Here is an 18,000-nt window from a genome sequence, read left to right as displayed (position 1 = left end):
ATCCTTTTTCTAGCCTTGGATACTCCTTTTGTCAGATAAAAGTATTTCTATCCAATTTTAGAAATTGTTTAAAAATTATCCAATAAATTTGTTAAGCATGATTTTACATAAGGCAAGTTGAATCATTGCCTCGGCAGTGTCATTTCCCTTCTTGTTTGACACCCTCTTCCGTTTCAGTACGAAGAGGAAGTTCCTTCCCGAAGGCCTCTACTTCTTCTGCTATTATTTTCTTTAGTTTTTCCTGTGGAACTATCAGTTGATAATCAGCGACACCAATAGGTTTACCTATATCTTCCAATGCCAGTTCCACTTCCACACGATCTTTCTCGGCGCATAAAATGATGCCGATAGAACGGTTTTCATCTGCTCTGCGTTCCAAACGGTCAAGTAATGACAAGTAGTAGTTCATCTTACCTGCATATTCCGGCTTAAACTCGCCAATCTTCAAATCAATAGCTACAAGGCAATGCAGCTCACGATGAAAGAAAAGCATGTCAACTTTGCTCCGTTTTCCGTTGTATTCGAGCACATACTGATTGCCAATATAGGTGAAGCCCTTGCCCAGCTCTAAAAGGAATTGCTTTACTTTTTCTACCAATCGAGCTTCAAGTTCTGTTTCCAATATAGGGTCTTTGATACCAAGAAATCCCAGATTATAACCGCTTCTGAACACTTCATTAGCAAACATCGCCTGTGTAGCAGGTAACGCTTGCTTGAAATTATTGTCCGATAGTTCGTTCTTTCTCATGTGTATTTTCAGAGAGATAGCACTTGATAGAAGCTCACGGTTCCAGCCTTTTGATGTGATTTCCTGGGCATAATATAATATGGCATTGTCATCTTCACCGAATTTGCGCATCAAGGTCAGTATATGTCCCCATGGTAAAACTGCGACAACCTGTCGCAGTTTTGGATCGCTGTTACAGAAGCGCTCATAAAATTTCTTCATGTCCCACAGATTTCTTGGAGAAACACCCATCTGTGGGTAACGTTGTTTCAAATCATAAGACAAGCGATTGACCACACCACTTCCATGTTTACTTTCAACTTTTGTGTTGTGTAGCAACTTTCCTATTTCCCAATGAGCAGTACCAATTGCAGAACATACTGTTGTTGCCACTATTGCTCTTGTCCGGTCAATAACTGCGACAGCCTGTCGCAGAATTGCATCATACTCGGATTCTTGAATTTGTATAATATCTGTCACAGCTTTAATCTTTACCAGTTAGTTATGAGTTTTCGTCTGTCAATGTCGAGCAGCATTGCAATCTTGTCTAATGTATACAGAGGTGGCAGGATTCTTTCCAAATTCCTCAGCAAGCCACTTAGCCGTTCGTTTCTTTTCAACAAGCACAACTTTGATGCGATTCAAATCTTTCATTCGCAATATTCTTTAATTTAAATGCAAAGATATATAAAATGATTGACAATATGAGTACTTTTATTCAAAAAACACTTGTGTATTTGACTTTTACAATTATTGAGCGTTTTTATTATTCTGACTCTTCAAAAACAAAAACATTAGCTCCATTCCTTGTAAGCAATATTTTCAGTACAAAACTTGCACACTTTTATAATTATTATGGTTTACGAAAGTTATACTCGTTAAAATCCAGCTTTGCTTATTCTTCAAAGGAGAACCATTCCACTTTTCTATCGTATTAATCACATATAACTTATCTATATATTGTTTATGATCACATAGCTAAGAGAATAAGGTTTCTGCCCTTTTTCTAGCCTTGGATACTCCTTTTGTCAGATAAAAGTATTTCTATCCAATTTTAATAAGAATTGGTTTGTCTACCTACTTGTGCTTTAATGAGACAGTGAATTATATTGTTGTTTGATAATCAGACATTTAATTTTTGCTCTAATTACTTCTGTTGTGCTCTAATTTTACAATTGTATTTTATTTAAACTTTGGCACGATAGAGCACAGATATTTATTTCAAAAGAACTTAATTTGTGCACCTTAAAAAAATTATGCTTTAGATGTTAGGCTAATATGAATTATATATGACAATACTTTCTAAACAACCCACCAATACTTTAACGTCTATACTTTCTTTATTAGATGTAAAGTATACAAATAAGCATGCTAATGCATACTTTAACGAACTTTCCAAAGAAAAAATCAGTTATTTATGGCATAAAAAAGATCTCACGATTCGTATAGACGATTTTTTCTATATATGGTCGGGAACATTGCTTGTCGAAGAAGCTGATGAAAACTCAATTGAATCCGGATATAAGCAGCATAGAAAGGAAGAGTTGGCAACCTCTATTCAAAAAGTTTTATTGTTGCTAGCAGGGATCGTTTTGACAGGTATAGCACTTTATGAAAATCATATTCTTCAAAATGCCGGGCTATTCCTCTTGTTGATACTAAATTTAGCAGGAGTATATATTGGTTATCTTTTGGTAGAGAAGCAAATCAATATCCATAGTAATGTGGCTGATAAAATTTGTTCATTATTCTCTAAAAGTGATATAAAACATAGTTTATGAAAAAAGTATATTCGCTTCTGTTGATATGGATATTAATTTCCTGTCAAGCTATTTCACATTCCGATAATTATAAACTATATGTTACGTTAGAGAATGCGCCTTTTGATTCTTTATATATTCTTGAGTGTACCCAAGATAGGTATTTGTTTTTTTCCGGAGAAAAAACAAGTGAATTTACATGGGAATTTACGATACCTGATAGTATAATCCATAATTCTACTGATATGCGTTTAAAATTATCTAAATACGATTATATAAACAAACAATCTAAATCGATAAGATTTCTTCATGAGGTTAATGGTAAGAAGAACGTTATTGGTAATATTGGCGTACAAGGCAGAAATAACTATATTCATGCAATTTATGTAGGAGAAAGTATATTCCCGAATGAGTATTTCTTTACTAAAATAGGGGAAAAAGATACGATTATGTTGGGAGAGCTTGTTGATGAAGATTTTAAACTAGTTCTCAAAGAGGATAATTCAGATATTACCGTTAGATCACAAGACCCTTTTTTTTGTGCTTTCCTTAATTCTAGGAATGAAGATATTTCTTATGATGAATATATGAAACAGTATGTGAGATTATCACAGAAATATCCGGATTCTTGGTATTTGATAAGTAGCCTTGCTTCTTCACTTTATCTTTTTAAGACCAAAGAAGATGTATTGAGTATTTACCAAAATCTTTCTGATAGCTCTAAAAATACCCATTGGGGTGAAAAGATAGAGCGTTATTTATATTCAAAATTCTCAAATAGCTCTCTGCCAACATTCGACAATGCAGGTTATGAAAATATTGTTCAAGATAGTTTAAAATATAATTTACTTGTATTTACAGCTTCATGGTGTCATGCTTGTATAGAGGAAATTCCTCTTTTAAAGCAGATTTACAAGGATTTAAATTCTTGCTTAGATATTACCTATATATCTTTGGATGAGGAAAATGAAGGTGCTTCTTTTCAGCAACTAATTTATAAAGAAAAGATTCCATGGCGTACCTTATTGGCATACAAGGATATTAAAAATATTGAGGATAAATATTTTGTTGTTGGAGTACCTCATTGTATACTAGTCTATCCAAATCAAACATGGGAATTTATAGAAATTAGAGATAATGAACAACTTAAGAAACTATATTCACTATGCAGTATATAAATGCAAGAGAACAAGGCGAGGAACCTTTTTATTGATTTAGAGATCGGTCCTAAATAAACATTGCTAAAGTTACAGAGTAAGAAAAAACTGTAACATCATTTAATTTATAATTGTATGAAAAAGTTAAGTAAACTGAAACTAAAAGAGTTTCATGAAATGAGTGACTTTGAGATGAGAAATGTTGTGGGAGGACATGCGGAATACACAGAGTCTTCATGGTACTCCCAAGGAGAATATTTATTTTATTGTATGGCTGATTTTGTCGGTCCCACATATGGAGATCCGGAAACAACTGTCGAATTGGGTGCTGTTTGTGCAAGAACCTGCAGGGAAGCTAGTCAGAAAGTGAGAGAAACTTTATCTAAGCAAGGAGTAGAGAGTTTTGGAGTTTCGTGTAGATAAATAAAAGGATAAGGGGTAAATATCTATTCATCAAATAGCTAATTTTTAGTACTATGTTTAGTAGTATATAAAAATATCTATATATAGTTTTTGAAGTATAGGTGATATTTATCCCCTTTCATAAAATTGTGAGATATGAAATTTAGACTGTTATTATTGTGTATCCTCTGTTCTTCTTTTACATTAAATAAAAAAACGATACAGATAAAAGGAATAGTAAATGATGAGTTTACTATTGATTCTCAATGGATATACTGGTTTTTTCTTATAGAAAATGAATGTTTAGTAGATTCATTCTTTTTAGAAAAGGGACAACAAACTTTCTATTTTGAAAAAGAAATGGAAAATGATTGTTTTATGAGTTGGATAACTTTTGAAAAAAAGGGGCCTTTACAAATGGAACTTATATTGGAACCGGAAGAGCATGTCACAGTGTATGCAACCTCGGAAACTTCTAGATTCCCTTTGACAGTCGGTTCTATTGGTACAATGGAACAATATAAATATGTAAAAGAACGTAAGTGGCTTAATCAAAAAATTGAGCAATTAGGGAGTGCATTGATAAATATGAAAGATAGTGCTATATATAAGAATATAATGGATAGTATACAATATTACACGGAATTTCGAGCTATAGGGCATCAACTCCAATTCTTGAAAGAGACAAAATCAGCACAAAACTATTGTACTAAACTACTTGTTATGCGTGATGATAATACTATTCCTAAAGAGTTGTTAGATAGTTTAGAGAACGTAATGCTTAAACGTTTTCCTGATAGCGAATCTGTTAAACAATATTTTTCTTCTTCAATTCCTGCCCCTGCTACAGAAAAAGGAGAAGCTGTATTTCAAAGGTATAGGGAAATTATTCAAAGACGAACAAAATCCTTTAAGTCTTTTTATTCTCCTACCAAAGAGTTTTTATCAAATAATAAGTCTCCTCATTATGTATTAGGGAATAAAGTTACCGACATAGAATTGAAGGATATTAATGGAAAATCTCAAAGGCTTTTTGATATTAAGGAAAAATATATTCTTATTGATTTTTGGGCAAGCTGGTGTGCCCCTTGTTGTAAAAGTTATCCAGAATTACTTGAAGTACGGACAAAATATAAGGATTCATTGAACATTTACGCAATTTCTATTGATGAAAAGTATACATTATGGGAAAAAGCGGTAGGAAGGCTTGATCCTGAACAATTATTTATTCACGTCAATGCTATACCCGGAACAACAGAAGCAAACATGTTAAAAGATCTATTTGGAATTACTCGTTTGCCTGCAAACTTTTTGCTTGATGAGGACAGGAAAATTATAGCAGTAGATCTTAGAGGGGAAGATTTGAAAAGAACAGTAAATGAACTTATGAATAGTAAGTGTTGTGAATAATATTTCTTTTACGCCATGGTTTTATTTATAAGTATGTTTATATGAAAAAATGAGAAATTTAAAACTTAAAAGAGTTTCATGAAATGAGTGATTTTGAGATGAGAAATGTAGTAGGAGGGCAGTATGGAACGCCAACTACCTGTGGCTGGAAAGAAAATTCGGGCGGTGCGAAAGTTTGTGGAGGAATCTGTAAAAATAGAGATGCAAAAAACTTTTCCTTATTACCAACAATTAGATTCTATGGACTGCGGTCCTTCCTGCCTGCGTATGATTGCCAAATACTACGGCCGTAGCTATTCTTTGCAAAATCTGCGGGAACGAAGTTTTATTACTCGTCAGGGAGTTTCCATGCTGGGAATCAGTGATGCGGCTGAAAGTATAGGTTTGAGGTCACAGGGAGTCCGTATAGGGATTGAACAACTTATTGAAGATGTACCTTTGCCTTGCATCCTTCATTGGAATCAGAACCATTTTGTTGTTCTATATGACATTAAAAGAGGAAGGATGGTTTGGGGGAAAGAAAAAGAATATAAATTCTGCATATCTGATCCGGCAAAGGGTAAATATCAACTTGATAAAGGCGGATTTGAGAAATGTTGGGTCAGCACTAAAGAAGAAGGGAAGGATTCGGGAGTAGCCCTGTTGTTATTCCCGACTCCCGACTTTTACGAACGGATGGATGATAAAGAACAACAAAAAAGAAACTTGTCATTTTATCTTGGCTATTTGCTTCCTTATAAATCGCAATTATTCCAGCTCATTGTAGGAATGTTGTTAGGAAGTGTTTTTTCTCTGATTTTTCCCTTTCTTACGCAAGCTGTGGTGGATCAAGGTATTGGAAACAGTAATCTAAGTTTTGTAACTCTGGTACTTATAGCGCAACTTGTACTATCGTTGACTCAAATGGGAGTGGGATTTATTGAAAGTTGGATCAGCCTCCATATGAATACCAGAATAAGTATAACTTTAATTTCGGATTTTCTTGCCAAACTCATGAGATTACCTATCCGGTTTTTTGATGCAAAAAATATAGGAGATATCATGCAACGAATAGGCGATTATGGACGTATTCAGTCATTCATGACTGGAACAACTTTATCAACCGTATTCTCCTTCTTTAACTTTTTTATCTTTGCCTTTATTATGGCTTACTACAACCTGGCTATATTGACAGTGTTTCTCGTAGGGAATGCTTTATATGTATTGTGGATACTTTCTTTCATGCGTTACCGTCGGAAGTTGGATAACGCCCGATTCACCCAAGCCTCCACCAATCAAAGCAACATGGTACAACTCATTACCGGAATGCAGGAAATCAAGTTGAATAATTGCGAAAAACAACAACGTTGGAAATGGGAATCTATATAAGTGAAGTTGTTTGGAAGGCATAGCTTATTATGTATTAGCCCGTTGTACGGGCAAACCTACTAGAAGTATTGCCATTCCCGGAGATTATATATCAGAATTATGCATGGCTTTGGAAAAAAACGGGAGAGAAAGAATGGTTGCTACACTGAAAAATGCTGTAGCGGGTGAATGTTGTAGAATGAAAGATAACGTATTGACGGATTTGATACACAAGACTAAGTATACTCGAAAAAATCTGTTTAATGAAAATCGCCCTCTCGGTATTAGTAATAACGGATATGCAGGCATAGGATTACAGCTAATTTTGAAAGAAAAATGAAAAAGAGAAAAGTTTATATATTCAATAGTGCCAGCAGAGCGGCAAATTATGGGATAGGCACATATATTAATCAGTTAACTTCATATTTAAAGAACTCTGACATTGATTTCGATATCATATATTTAAATGGAGAAGGGAGAGAGGTGGCTGTTACGGAGGAAAAAGGGTATCGCCAAATATTGATATCTGCCGCTCGCTATAGAAGCGTCAAAGAAGCCGGATATTATTATAGGAATGTAGCCTATTTGTTGGATGAGTATATCATTCAAAGTAAGGATACGCAATGTATATTTCACCTAAACTTCATGACAAACCCTCTTTTGGTATCTGCTTTAAAAAGAAGATATAACTGTAAGATAATTTTGGTTTGCCATTATACGAATTGGAGTTTCTCTTTACTTGGAGATGAAAAAAGATTATTAACCATAGTAAAAGAGAGTGCACAAAGAAAGAGTCTTGCCGATAAACTAAATTATAATGAATTGAAAGAAGACATCAGAATGATCCGGAAATGTGACCGTTTTGTTTGTGTTGCCGAACATACTTTAAATACATTTCTAAAAGTAAGTGACATAGAAAAAACAAAATGCCAAATTATAAATAATGCATTGAAGGACGACTACAAGGAACTTGACACTACTCAAAAACGAGTTTTGAGAGCCAAATGGTGGATAGCTGATCACAGAAAAGTTATATTGTTTGTCGGACGTCTGGATGAGATCAAAGGCGTCAGTCCTCTTATCAAGGCTTTTAAAAAGATACTTCAATCTCATTCCGATATTCATTTAATATTAGTGGGAGATGGGAATTATAATCCATTGCTCGCTGAAGCTTTCGAATGTTGTACTCGGATAACATTTACCGGCCGACTCAGTAAAAAAAAGATTCAAGAGTTGTATCAAATAGCGGATATAGGAGTGGTCCCTTCCATTCACGAAGAATTTGGATTGGTAGCAATAGAGATGATGATGTATAAGTTGCCGGTTGTTGTAGGAAATACAGGAGGATTATCGGAAATAATTAAGGATAATATAACCGGACTCAAAGTACCTATAATAACATTCAAAAGAAAAAGAACTATATCTTATCAAGTCTTATCTGCAAAAATAGCATTATTGCTGGAAGATGAACGATACGCATCGGAGATAGCGGAAAACGGGCGAAAAGAATTTCTTGAGAAATATGAAATATCTTTGTTTAGAAATAAAATGCTAACCTTATATAATAGTTTATAGAGCATGGCTGGAATACCTCGAATTATACATCAAATTTGGTCTGGTATTGAAAATCCGCTACCGGAAAAGTTCAGGGCATTGGGAGAAACATGGAAAGAGCATCATCCGGATTGGAAATATGAACTTTGGGATCATGGGAGAATAAATACTTTCATTCTGGATTTTTATCCTCAATATTGGAATGTTTACCAGAACTTTAAATACAATATTCAACGTTGGGATGCTATACGCTATTTAATTCTTGACAAGATAGGAGGAATATATGCAGATTTCGATACGGAATGTTTGAAATCTCTTGACCCTTTTCTTAAAGATAAAGAATGTTGTTTTTCGGTGGAGCCACAAGAGCATGCTGCTGTTTTGGGACTTCCACTACTTATAAATAACGCAATAATGATGTCTGTACCCAATCATGCCTTTATGAAGAGAATCATCATTGAAGTTTTTGAACGAAATTTCGATGCGTCTTATTCACATCGGAATTTAGAAATATTGGATACAACCGGGCCATTGATGCTGACGAGAACATTTGAGAGATATGGCAAAGGAAGTAACGTGTTCCTGATGCCTGCAGAGAATATTTCGCCTTTTACTCAACAGGATACCATGGATTATTTAAATAATCGCAATATGGATATTTTGGAGAATAAATTAGAAAAGGCGTATGCCATTCATTATTTTTGAATATGTGGTCACTAAAAAAGAATTAAGATAATGAACTTGAGTAAGCGTCCAAGCACAGATTGAGTAATAACGATTACTTTCGCTGCTGTAACATTGATACCGCTTGATTATGTATTACAGCAACGAAGAATTAGGAAACTTCCTTTCTTGATTCGACATCCGAGGGTTGGATGTGCCATGGTTACTGCAGATCTATTTGATGCATCAACGGGTGTTATTACCGATCCTCCTTCCTATTGATTTCGTCAATTCCTCTTTCAACCTATCACCATCGTTCTGAAACTCTTTATCCATCGTAGTTACAGAGCGGTGATAGGTTGTTGTTAACCTATCACCGCATCTTTCATCTATCACCTGTTCCTTTGTAAGGAAACACCTGTTTTCCCGTAAGAACATGGTATTGTATTAACTCTAAAGCTAAGCTTTAGCAAGTCTAAAGCATTGCTTTAAGAGGCGTAAAGCATCGCTTTAGACAAAGGTGATGCTTTCATTTCCAAATTTACCATTGGATCGAAGTAACACGGCATCGCATGTTGGTATTCCCTGATTTAAATAGAGACTGAAATCGCTGAATATTAAAACACCTTTAAAGCAATTCTTGTTCTATTTCTTGCACTTTATCTCGAAAGATATATGAATAACTTAGAATAATAATAAATATTTTGTATCTTAATCTGTGCGCTCATTGTACTAATGGAATGATATATATATGATAATTAGGATTTTAGTTTGTGCTCTAATTTTTGCGTTTGTGCTCTGAATGGACATCTGATTTTTCCCTGTTTTTTGTCACGCTAGAGGACTAATAATAACTGGAAATGTATTTAATTTGCCCCGTTAACAAGAAATTAAACATGTTTGATAACCTTATTATTAATTAAAAACAAGTAACATGAGTTTGTTCAGAATGGAAAAACATCACATGAAGTCGTTGTGGCTATTGGCAGTCTTGATAGCTTTTAGTACAACGGTGTGTGCACAAGGCACTTCGGTTACAGGACGTGTCTCTGACGAAAAAGGGGAGTTGCTCATAGGAGTGAGTGTTCAGGAAAAAGGTACTTCCAATGGTACTATTACTGATACCAATGGGCAGTATAATCTTAAGTTATCTTCTAAAAATCCTATTTTGGTAGTTTCTTATATAGGATATAAGTCTCAGGAAGTAAAGGTTGCTAAGCAGAAAGTGCTTGATGTAGTTTTAGTAGAAGATATCTCTGCTTTGGATGAGGTAGTGGTCGTGGCTTATGGGCATCAGCGTAAGGTATCAGTAGTTGGAGCGCAGTCTTCAATGAAGATAGAGGACATAAAGATGCCGACAGCCAATTTGTCTTCTGCCATTGTCGGTCGTTTACCGGGGGTAGTGGCTGTACAACGTACAGGAGAGCCGGGACACGATGATTCGGATCTTTGGATTCGCGGTATTTCTACATTGACTGGTCAAAATTCTAAGCCTTTGGTATTGGTGGACGGTGTAGAACGCAGTTTCAACAATATTGATCCTGAAGATATTGAATCATTTACAGTTTTGAAAGATGCCTCTGCTACAGCTGTATATGGGGTGCGTGGTGCTAATGGGGTAATTTTGATTAAAACTAAACCGGGGAAAGTAGGGAAACCTCAGTTTTCAGTCGATTACTATGAAGGTTTTGTGACATTGACTAAAAAACCGGAAATGGCAGATGCTTTTACCTATATGGATGCGGCTAACGAAGCTTATATGGATACCAAAGGCAGTATGTTGTATTCGCAGCAATACATTGAAGCCACAAAGAAAGCCCATGGCTTGCTGCCGAACGATAATCCGCTAATGTTCAATCCCTATCTATATCCAAATGTGAATTGGATGGACGAATTGTTTAATGACTGGGGACACAATCGTCGTGTAAATGTTAGTGTACGTGGTGGTGTGCCCAATGCTACTTACTACGTTTCATTAAGCTATTATAATGAAAAAGGTCTGACACGTACTGCTGAAATGGAAAATTATGATGCTAATATACGCTACGACCGCTATAATTACACAGCTAACTTAAATTTGAAGCCGACGGAAACAACTACTGTTGATTTGGGTTTTAACGGTTTTCTTTCTATGGGTAATTATCCTCAACAGTCTACCAGCGCATTGTTTGCGTCAGCTATGGAAATCAATCCGGTGTATTTGCCGTTGATGATGCCTGATGGTTCCATACCTGGAATTTCTACCAATGGTGATCTTCGCAATCCGTATGCAGATTTGACTCGTCGTGGTTATAAGAATGAATCAAGAAATCAGTTGAACTCCAACATTCGTTTGACACAAGATCTTGGCTTTTGGAAATGGAGTAAAGGACTCACCGTTTCTGCCATGTTGGCTTTCGACGTGCATAACAGTCGTGATCTAAAATACAACAAGCGTGAAGATACATATAACTTTGCTGGAACCAAAGATGAAAACGGGTTATGGAATGACGATGTATTTGATGAAAACGGTGATTATCGTTATGCGTTGACATATACCGGACATAAGGATTTGGCTTTCGAACAAAGTGCTTCTGATTCCAGAAGTACCTATTTTGAGGCATCTTTAAATTATGACCGTTCTTGGGGATTGCATCGTATAGGTGGACTCTTGTTATATAATCAGAAAATTTATCGTTCAAGTTCCGATAATCTGGTAGGCTCTTTACCTTATAAACAACAAGGTCTAGCTGCTCGTGTCACTTATTCCTGGAATGACCGCTATTTCTTTGAAGCAAATGCCGGATACAATGGTTCCGAGAATTTTAGTCCCGACAAACGTTTCGGTTTCTTCCCTGCATTTGGTATTGGTTGGGCTGTCTCTAATGAATCTTGGTGGACACCTTTGCAAGATGTTGTTTCTTATTTAAAGGTACGCTATACAGATGGTTTGGTAGGTACGGACGCTGTGACGGGACGTCGTTTTATGTATCTCGATCAGATGGCTAGTGTAGATGGTTATCGTTTTGGCGACCAAAATAATGGTGTTGGTGGTTGGGGATTCAGTAAATATGGAGCTAATGTAGGTTGGTCTACTTCTCGTAAGCAAGATTTGGGTGTTGATTTAAAATTCCTCAAAGACAATCTTTCATTGACTTTTGATTTCTTTAAAGAACATCGTAAGGATATCTTTATTACTCGACGTGTTATTCCTGATTATTCAGGATTTGTAGAAATGCCTTATGCTAATTTGGGAGTGGTAGACAATAAAGGATTTGAAGCTACATTAGAATATACCCAACAACTCGGTAAACAAAGTTTCTTGACTGTTCGCGGAAATTTCTCATGGAATGAGGATAAAATCATTGAAAACGATGATCCTCTTGTACGGTATCCATGGTTGGAAAAGAGAGGAACAAACGTAAACGGACGCTGGGGATGGATTGCTGAAGGATTGTTCACCAGTGAAGAAGAAATTATGGACCACGCCAAGCAGTTTGGCGAAGGATATCCGGGACAGATTTCTAAAGTAGGCGACATTAAATATAAAGATTTGAACGGTGACGGAGTGATTAACGATGATGACCAATGTTTGATAGGACAGGGAGATGTGCCTAAAATTTATTATGGTTTCGGTGCAGATTTGCAACTAGGTGATTTCTCTATTGGAGCACTCTTTGCCGGTAATGCCAAGGCGGATCGCTGTTTGGGAGGCAATGCCATTTATCCTTTTAACGATGGTTCGGGTATTACTAACTTGTTTGCGAACATTACCGATAGATGGTCTGCCGATGACCCGACTAATCAGGATGTATTTTATCCGCGTCTGCATCATGGAAATAATGCTAATCAGAATAATATGAAAACTAGTACATGGTGGCAGAAAGATGTCAGTTTCCTGCGTCTGAAACAGTTGACAATCGCCTATCAACTTCCAAAGAAATTGATTAACCGGTCATTTTTGAAGAGTGCGCGTATTTATTTGATGGGAACTAATTTGCTGACATTCTCTAAATTTAAGTTGTGGGATCCGGAGTTGAATACCAATAATGGTACATCTTATCCGAATGTACGCACATATTCAGTGGGTGTGAATGTGAGTTTTTAAATTATAAATAGTTAGCAAGGATATGAAAAATATATTTAAGATAGGAACTTTGGCACTGTTTTTGGCAGTCGGATTTAGTTCATGCAATGACTTTTTTGATGCAATCCCCGGTCAGCAATATGATTTGGAGGATACGTTTACCAATCGCTCAAAAACAGAACAGTTTTTGAATAATGTGTATAACTATGTACCCGATGAAACACTTGAACGTAGTGCAAGAAATACAATGTCGGGAATCTGGACGACCGGATCGTTAGAATGTAAACTTTCATGGGATGGAAATAATGGTAGCGAGTGGGCTTCTGGAGCTACTTATGCAGGTTCTTCATGGATTAACTTCTGGTATATTGAGTATTACAAAGGTATCTCTCGCGCTAGTACGTTTATAATGAATGTAGATCGTTGTCTGGAAGCTTCGGCTGCACAACGCAAACAATGGAAGGCGCAAGCCAGAGCGTTGCGTGCTTTCTATTATTTCATGATTTTCCGTTCTTATGGTCCGTTTGTGATTTTGGGAGAAGAACCTATACCGTTGGATATTTCAACAAGTGAACTGTTGAAGGAACGTAATTCGGTAGACGAGTGTGTGGATTTCATGGTAGGGGAATTTGATGCTGCTGCAAATGATCTCCCTGATAGATATGATGGTTCTAACTTGGGGCGTATAGACAGAGCTGTTTGTAAAGCTTTTAAAGCGAAAATGTTGTTGTATGCAGCAAGTCCGTTGTTTAATTGTAATGCAGATTATGCCGGTATCGTTAATCCGGAAAGTGGTAAACAGCTTTTCCCACAAGATAAATCACAGGAAAAGGCAAAGTGGGAGGCTGCACGCGATGCTTATCAGGAGTTTTTCAATGAATATGGAAGCACTTTCTCTCTGTATACGGAAAAGACTGCTGATGGAAAGATTGATTTTTATGAATCATACAGGAAAGTAACATCAGGGGTGTTTTATGGTATCGAGAACAAGGAACAGATCTTTATTCGGTTGGCAGATCATGATATGCGTGCTTATGAAACCACACCTTATCATAAAGGATATGATGATAACGGTAGTGCTTTGAGAGGTGGTTTGGGATATGGCGTACCTCAAGAGATGGTGGATTTGTATTTTACGAAAGACGGTCGTAGAATTGTGGATGATGAGGACTATAAAGAGTATAATGGGGTACCTTCCAGTGAGTATTTGGGTTGGCCTACAGATTATAAGGATGCTGTCGTGAATACTAGAACTTATTTCAAAGCCAATTCAAATAAGACATTGAAACAATGGGCTAATCGCGAACCGCGTTTCTATACAAATATCACATTTAATGGTTCTACTTGGTTGAAGACGGATACTCCGCGTGGAGAGGTAACGACAGAGCTAACTTTTAACGGTAATTCCGGTTATGCGAATGCTAATTGGGATGCGCCTTATACGGGTTATGGTATGCGTAAAATGGCACCGAAAGAAGGACGTAGTGGGGCTAATAGACATTGTGCTACTTTGCTTCGTTTGGCCGATATGTATTTGGGATATGCTGAAACATTGAGTGCATGTGGACAACGTGCTGAAGCCATCAAATATGTGAATAAAATACGTGCCCGTGCTGGTATCCCGGGGTATGGTGCAGCAGGTACAACAGATGATAACGGATTTGAATGCATCCCTTATGAAGATACACGTGATGGAGTGGACAAACGTATCCGTCGTGAACGTTTGATCGAGCTGATGTTTGAATGGAATCACTTCTTTGATGTGCGTCGTTGGAAAGTGGCCAATATGGCTGTTGGTGATGACTGGATTTATCCTAGCTATCACAGAGGGGGAGAAGGTGGAGCTATTCATGGTATGGCATTCCGATCAGATGCTCCTGCATTCTTTGAGAAAGTTGTGGTGGAGACACGTACATTCTTACCTAAACATTATCTTTTCCCGATTCCGGACGAAGATGTACGTCGTAATCCGAAGATGGTACAAAATTTTGGATGGACAGCGGAGTAATATACTCCGTTTTCCAATCTATAAATAATTTTAGAATCTAAGAAGAAGAAAACAATGAAGATATCTCAAATAAGATTGATCGGTACGAGCATAAAGAAGAAATTCTTTTTTCTTTTTGTCTTATTCATTCCTGTCTATTTTACCGGTTGTTCATCTGACGACGATGGAGGAGGCAATGGAGGAGAAGACTCGAACGGAAAAACTCCGGTTTCTTATGTACTCGGTTCGGGAAATACTAACATGCCGTCTAGTGGTACAATTGTTGCTGAATATGCGGATGCTCCTGTTGGTTCGGAGATTAAGGGTTTGGTAGATGATAATGCTGATACGAAGTATGTCACTTACCATAGCAGTTTCCGTATCACTTGGAACGGGAACAGCAGTAAGGCCATGACTGCATATTCTCTGACATCTGCTGCTGATACACCTGAAATGGATCCGAAAGCATGGACACTTTACGGATCGAATGATAATAAGACGTGGACGATATTGGATGTACAGGATAACCAAATTTTTGCAGCGAGAAAAGAAGAAAAAAACTACGAGGTAGATAATGCAACTGCCTATCGTTATTACCAACTTCTTGTGGAAGCAAACAATGGTGGTACTGCTACGCAAATAGCCGAATGGAAGTTGGTGGCTATGCGTTCATATACAGAAAACATTAATGACTTGATTTCCAGTAAAGGATCCAGCACGTTTAGCGCTATTACTCCAATGGGTAAACAGCATGAAAATGATTTGGAGGCTACGGCAGCGGATTTGAAATGGCTTGCTGATCCTATGGAAGAACCGGAACCATTTGGAGACAACGGAAAGAAGATGGCTTGGAATACATTTAATGTAGTATCGCTTTATCCAAATGGAAGTCCCGCTTTGTCTGATGTAAATCAACGTTGGGTGGGCGATTGTTGTGCATGTGCAGTGTTTGCTTCGATGGCCTATCTTTATCCTCGCTTCATTAAGCATATTATTAAGGATAATAAAGACAAGACATATACGGTTACTATGTATGATCCGACAGGAAAGCAAATACCTGTGGGTGTCGGTGGAGATTATTTTATCGGTAACAGTGGTGATTTAGGTGCATTAGGTGGAAGAAATAAGGAAGTTACTTGGGCTACGATACTTGAAAAGGCGATGATGAAGTGGCGTCAGGTTTATTTGGGCAGTTCTAATATCGGAGGTATCGGTACGGAATATGTATCTGCAATCTTTACCGGTGATGGAGAGAGCGTAGGCTTTGGCGCAGGTGCATTAATTGCTGAAGACTTGCAACGTGCTGTAGAAGTATCACTTAAACAAGGTCGTTTGGTTATTGGTGGTTTCACAAGAAGTGGTGAACAGGTGGACGAAAACTGGCAGACTACTAGTGGACATGCGTATACATTTATTTTGCCGGATGATGGCTCTCATCTATTCAAGATGCGTAATCCTTGGGGAGGAACTACTGACGGAGTCATGAAAGTGAAAAATGATAACCGGATTCCGCCGATGATTGATTTGCGTATTTGTGCACCGGGAGCAGCCAAAAATTATGGTGTAGGACCAGACTTGGGAGGATATATTCCTAATTTTTAATTTCAAATCTTAAAAGAAGAATAGTATGAAAAAATTAATTTATATAATGTATTCGTTGTGCTGCTTTGCTCTTTATAGTTGTGGCATGACAGAACCCTGGAAAGAATGGGAGAACGAAGGTAATATGAGTGAAGACCGTTTACGGCCGTCAGAACTAAAAAAGATTCTTTGTGCTGCTGATGGATGGGAAATGACTTATCAAGGTAAGAAGTTCTATTTTGAATTTGCTGACGATAACACCGTAATCTCTAATACGGATAAGACTATTTTTGAGAATGAGGTGTCATCAGTATATCATCTCGATTTTCAGGGCGAGGACATCATTACATTGGATTTGGATAATTCTGGTGCTTTGCAATTCTTGACTGAAACCTCAGAACAGATTTGGCGAATTTCTTCTTTTTCTGATCGGAATATTGAAGCAACAGGAAGTACATACGGAGAAGAAATGGTGTTGACTGCCATTACTGCCACTCAGTTGCAACAGGCGAAAGAGGAAAAGCGTTCGGCTATTCTTGCATATAATAAAGCACAGTCTGTAAAAGTGCTGAAAGAACAATTGTCTAATGGATTGTTACGTAACTCTTCGGAGGCATTTATTGCTCAATATGCTTTTACTTGGAATGATGCTGATGAATGGAATGTTGAATTTACTTGGTTCCAAGATGGGAAAGTACAGAATAAAACATGTGCTGTTTCTCTTGATATGACAGGCGACGAGTATATGGTGATGGCTGTTACGGATTCTCCGTTTACTATTCAGTCAATCAATTATCGCTATGCAGACAAGATTTTGAGCACAAGTAATTCTGATGTTAGCATTTCTGAAGATTTTCATTCTTCTAATTTTGCATTGCGCAACGGTGTGGATTGGTTGAATACTTATACTTCTAATTGGAAAACGAATAAAGTGGATAGGGATAATATCCATGCAGATTTACGAGGGATATTCCATGCGGATGTGGAATTTGACGATCGTTCTCCGAGAAATATTATTGCATGTCCGTGGAATGGCATGGGCTCTTATATTACTTTCCAACCTACCATCACTGCAGATAATGAAACTGGACGTATTTTCATAAAGTTGGCAGATCCTTTCGATTTGTTCGGTTGGAACAACAATCCGAATGATTATGCACTTGTGGAACGTGACTATGGAAAATTCTTGAATCTTTGTAAATCAGAAAAAGGTCTTTGCTTACTCTCAGATAATGAAGGCTATACATACTTTGTTAGCCCGGTAACAGGCCAATGGTTTAGGATAAAATAGTTAGTATTAGTTTGCAGATTGGGCAGGAAGACACAAGGAAAGCTTGGCTTTCTTG

13 protein-coding genes and 2 pseudogenes are annotated in these 18,000 nt (G+C 37.0%); 12 read left to right on the top strand and 3 right to left on the bottom strand.

Going from position 1 to position 18,000, the window contains the following annotated elements:
* Positions 1 to 139: 139 nt before the first annotated feature.
* Both AB9N12_RS03575 and AB9N12_RS03570 read right to left on the bottom strand, forming a co-directional pair.
* A complete protein-coding gene (locus AB9N12_RS03575) occupies positions 140 to 1,207 on the bottom strand; it encodes a YhcG family protein (protein WP_369889734.1) in 1,068 nt (355 codons plus the stop codon).
* An 81-nt stretch (positions 1,208 to 1,288) separates the two neighbouring features.
* Positions 1,289 to 1,381 (bottom strand): annotated as a pseudogene (locus tag AB9N12_RS03570) (XRE family transcriptional regulator); the annotation flags it as partial.
* 635 nt (positions 1,382 to 2,016) lie between these two features.
* On the opposite strand from AB9N12_RS03570, the gene AB9N12_RS03565 reads away from it, so the two are divergent.
* The 8 genes and pseudogenes from AB9N12_RS03565 (at position 2,017) to AB9N12_RS03530 (ending at position 9,062) form a co-directional block, all read left to right on the top strand.
* Entirely contained in the window at positions 2,017 to 2,508 is a 492-nt protein-coding gene (locus tag AB9N12_RS03565; RefSeq protein ID WP_369889732.1) for a hypothetical protein, read from the top strand.
* Positions 2,505 to 3,665 (top strand): TlpA family protein disulfide reductase, encoded by a 1,161-nt coding sequence (locus AB9N12_RS03560; protein ID WP_369889730.1) that lies wholly within the window; start codon positions 2,505 to 2,507, stop codon positions 3,663 to 3,665. The genes AB9N12_RS03565 and AB9N12_RS03560 overlap by 4 nt, the downstream gene beginning before the upstream one ends.
* A gap of 114 nt (positions 3,666 to 3,779) precedes the next feature.
* Positions 3,780 to 4,067, top strand: coding sequence for a TIGR04149 family rSAM-modified RiPP (locus AB9N12_RS03555; RefSeq protein ID WP_369889729.1), 288 nt, complete (start codon positions 3,780 to 3,782; stop codon positions 4,065 to 4,067).
* A gap of 135 nt (positions 4,068 to 4,202) precedes the next feature.
* Positions 4,203 to 5,456, top strand: coding sequence for a TlpA family protein disulfide reductase (locus AB9N12_RS03550; RefSeq protein ID WP_369889728.1), 1,254 nt, complete (start codon positions 4,203 to 4,205; stop codon positions 5,454 to 5,456).
* A gap of 201 nt (positions 5,457 to 5,657) precedes the next feature.
* A pseudogene (locus AB9N12_RS03545) lies at positions 5,658 to 6,821 on the top strand (peptidase domain-containing ABC transporter); the annotation flags it as partial.
* Between the two features lie 13 nt (positions 6,822 to 6,834).
* Complete coding sequence (locus AB9N12_RS03540) at positions 6,835 to 7,143, top strand: hypothetical protein (RefSeq protein ID WP_369889727.1); 309 nt, start codon at positions 6,835 to 6,837, stop codon at positions 7,141 to 7,143.
* Complete coding sequence (locus tag AB9N12_RS03535) at positions 7,140 to 8,378, top strand: TIGR04157 family glycosyltransferase (RefSeq protein WP_369889725.1); 1,239 nt, start codon at positions 7,140 to 7,142, stop codon at positions 8,376 to 8,378. The genes AB9N12_RS03540 and AB9N12_RS03535 overlap by 4 nt, the downstream gene beginning before the upstream one ends.
* 3 nt (positions 8,379 to 8,381) lie before the next feature.
* Positions 8,382 to 9,062 carry a glycosyltransferase family 32 protein gene (locus AB9N12_RS03530; protein ID WP_369889723.1) on the top strand — a complete coding sequence of 227 codons (681 nt, stop codon included), beginning with the start codon at positions 8,382 to 8,384 and terminating at the stop codon, positions 9,060 to 9,062.
* A 204-nt stretch (positions 9,063 to 9,266) separates the two neighbouring features.
* Here AB9N12_RS03530 and AB9N12_RS03525 read toward each other — a convergent pair whose 3' ends face one another.
* Entirely contained in the window at positions 9,267 to 9,416 is a 150-nt protein-coding gene (locus tag AB9N12_RS03525) for a hypothetical protein (protein ID WP_369889721.1), read from the bottom strand.
* 538 nt (positions 9,417 to 9,954) lie between these two features.
* Here AB9N12_RS03525 and AB9N12_RS03520 point away from each other — a divergent pair.
* Genes AB9N12_RS03520 through AB9N12_RS03505 form a run of 4 tightly spaced genes read left to right on the top strand, consistent with a single transcriptional unit; the run spans position 9,955 to position 17,945 of the window.
* On the top strand, positions 9,955 to 13,107 hold the full coding sequence (locus AB9N12_RS03520; RefSeq protein WP_369889720.1) for a SusC/RagA family TonB-linked outer membrane protein: 3,153 nt from the start codon (positions 9,955 to 9,957) through the stop codon (positions 13,105 to 13,107).
* 22 nt (positions 13,108 to 13,129) lie between these two features.
* A complete protein-coding gene (locus AB9N12_RS03515) occupies positions 13,130 to 15,094 on the top strand; it encodes a RagB/SusD family nutrient uptake outer membrane protein (RefSeq protein WP_369889718.1) in 1,965 nt (654 codons plus the stop codon).
* 54 nt (positions 15,095 to 15,148) lie between these two features.
* A complete protein-coding gene (locus tag AB9N12_RS03510; RefSeq protein ID WP_369889716.1) occupies positions 15,149 to 16,675 on the top strand; it encodes a C2 family cysteine protease in 1,527 nt (508 codons plus the stop codon).
* A 25-nt stretch (positions 16,676 to 16,700) separates the two neighbouring features.
* Positions 16,701 to 17,945, top strand: a complete 1,245-nt coding sequence (locus AB9N12_RS03505; RefSeq protein WP_369889714.1) for a hypothetical protein — start codon at positions 16,701 to 16,703, stop codon at positions 17,943 to 17,945.
* Positions 17,946 to 18,000 lie beyond the last annotated feature (55 nt).

The sequence above is a fragment of the Bacteroides sp. AN502(2024) genome (genome assembly GCF_041227145.1).
Taxonomy (GTDB): domain Bacteria; phylum Bacteroidota; class Bacteroidia; order Bacteroidales; family Bacteroidaceae; genus Bacteroides.
This window is presented reverse-complemented; position numbering and strand designations above follow the sequence as displayed.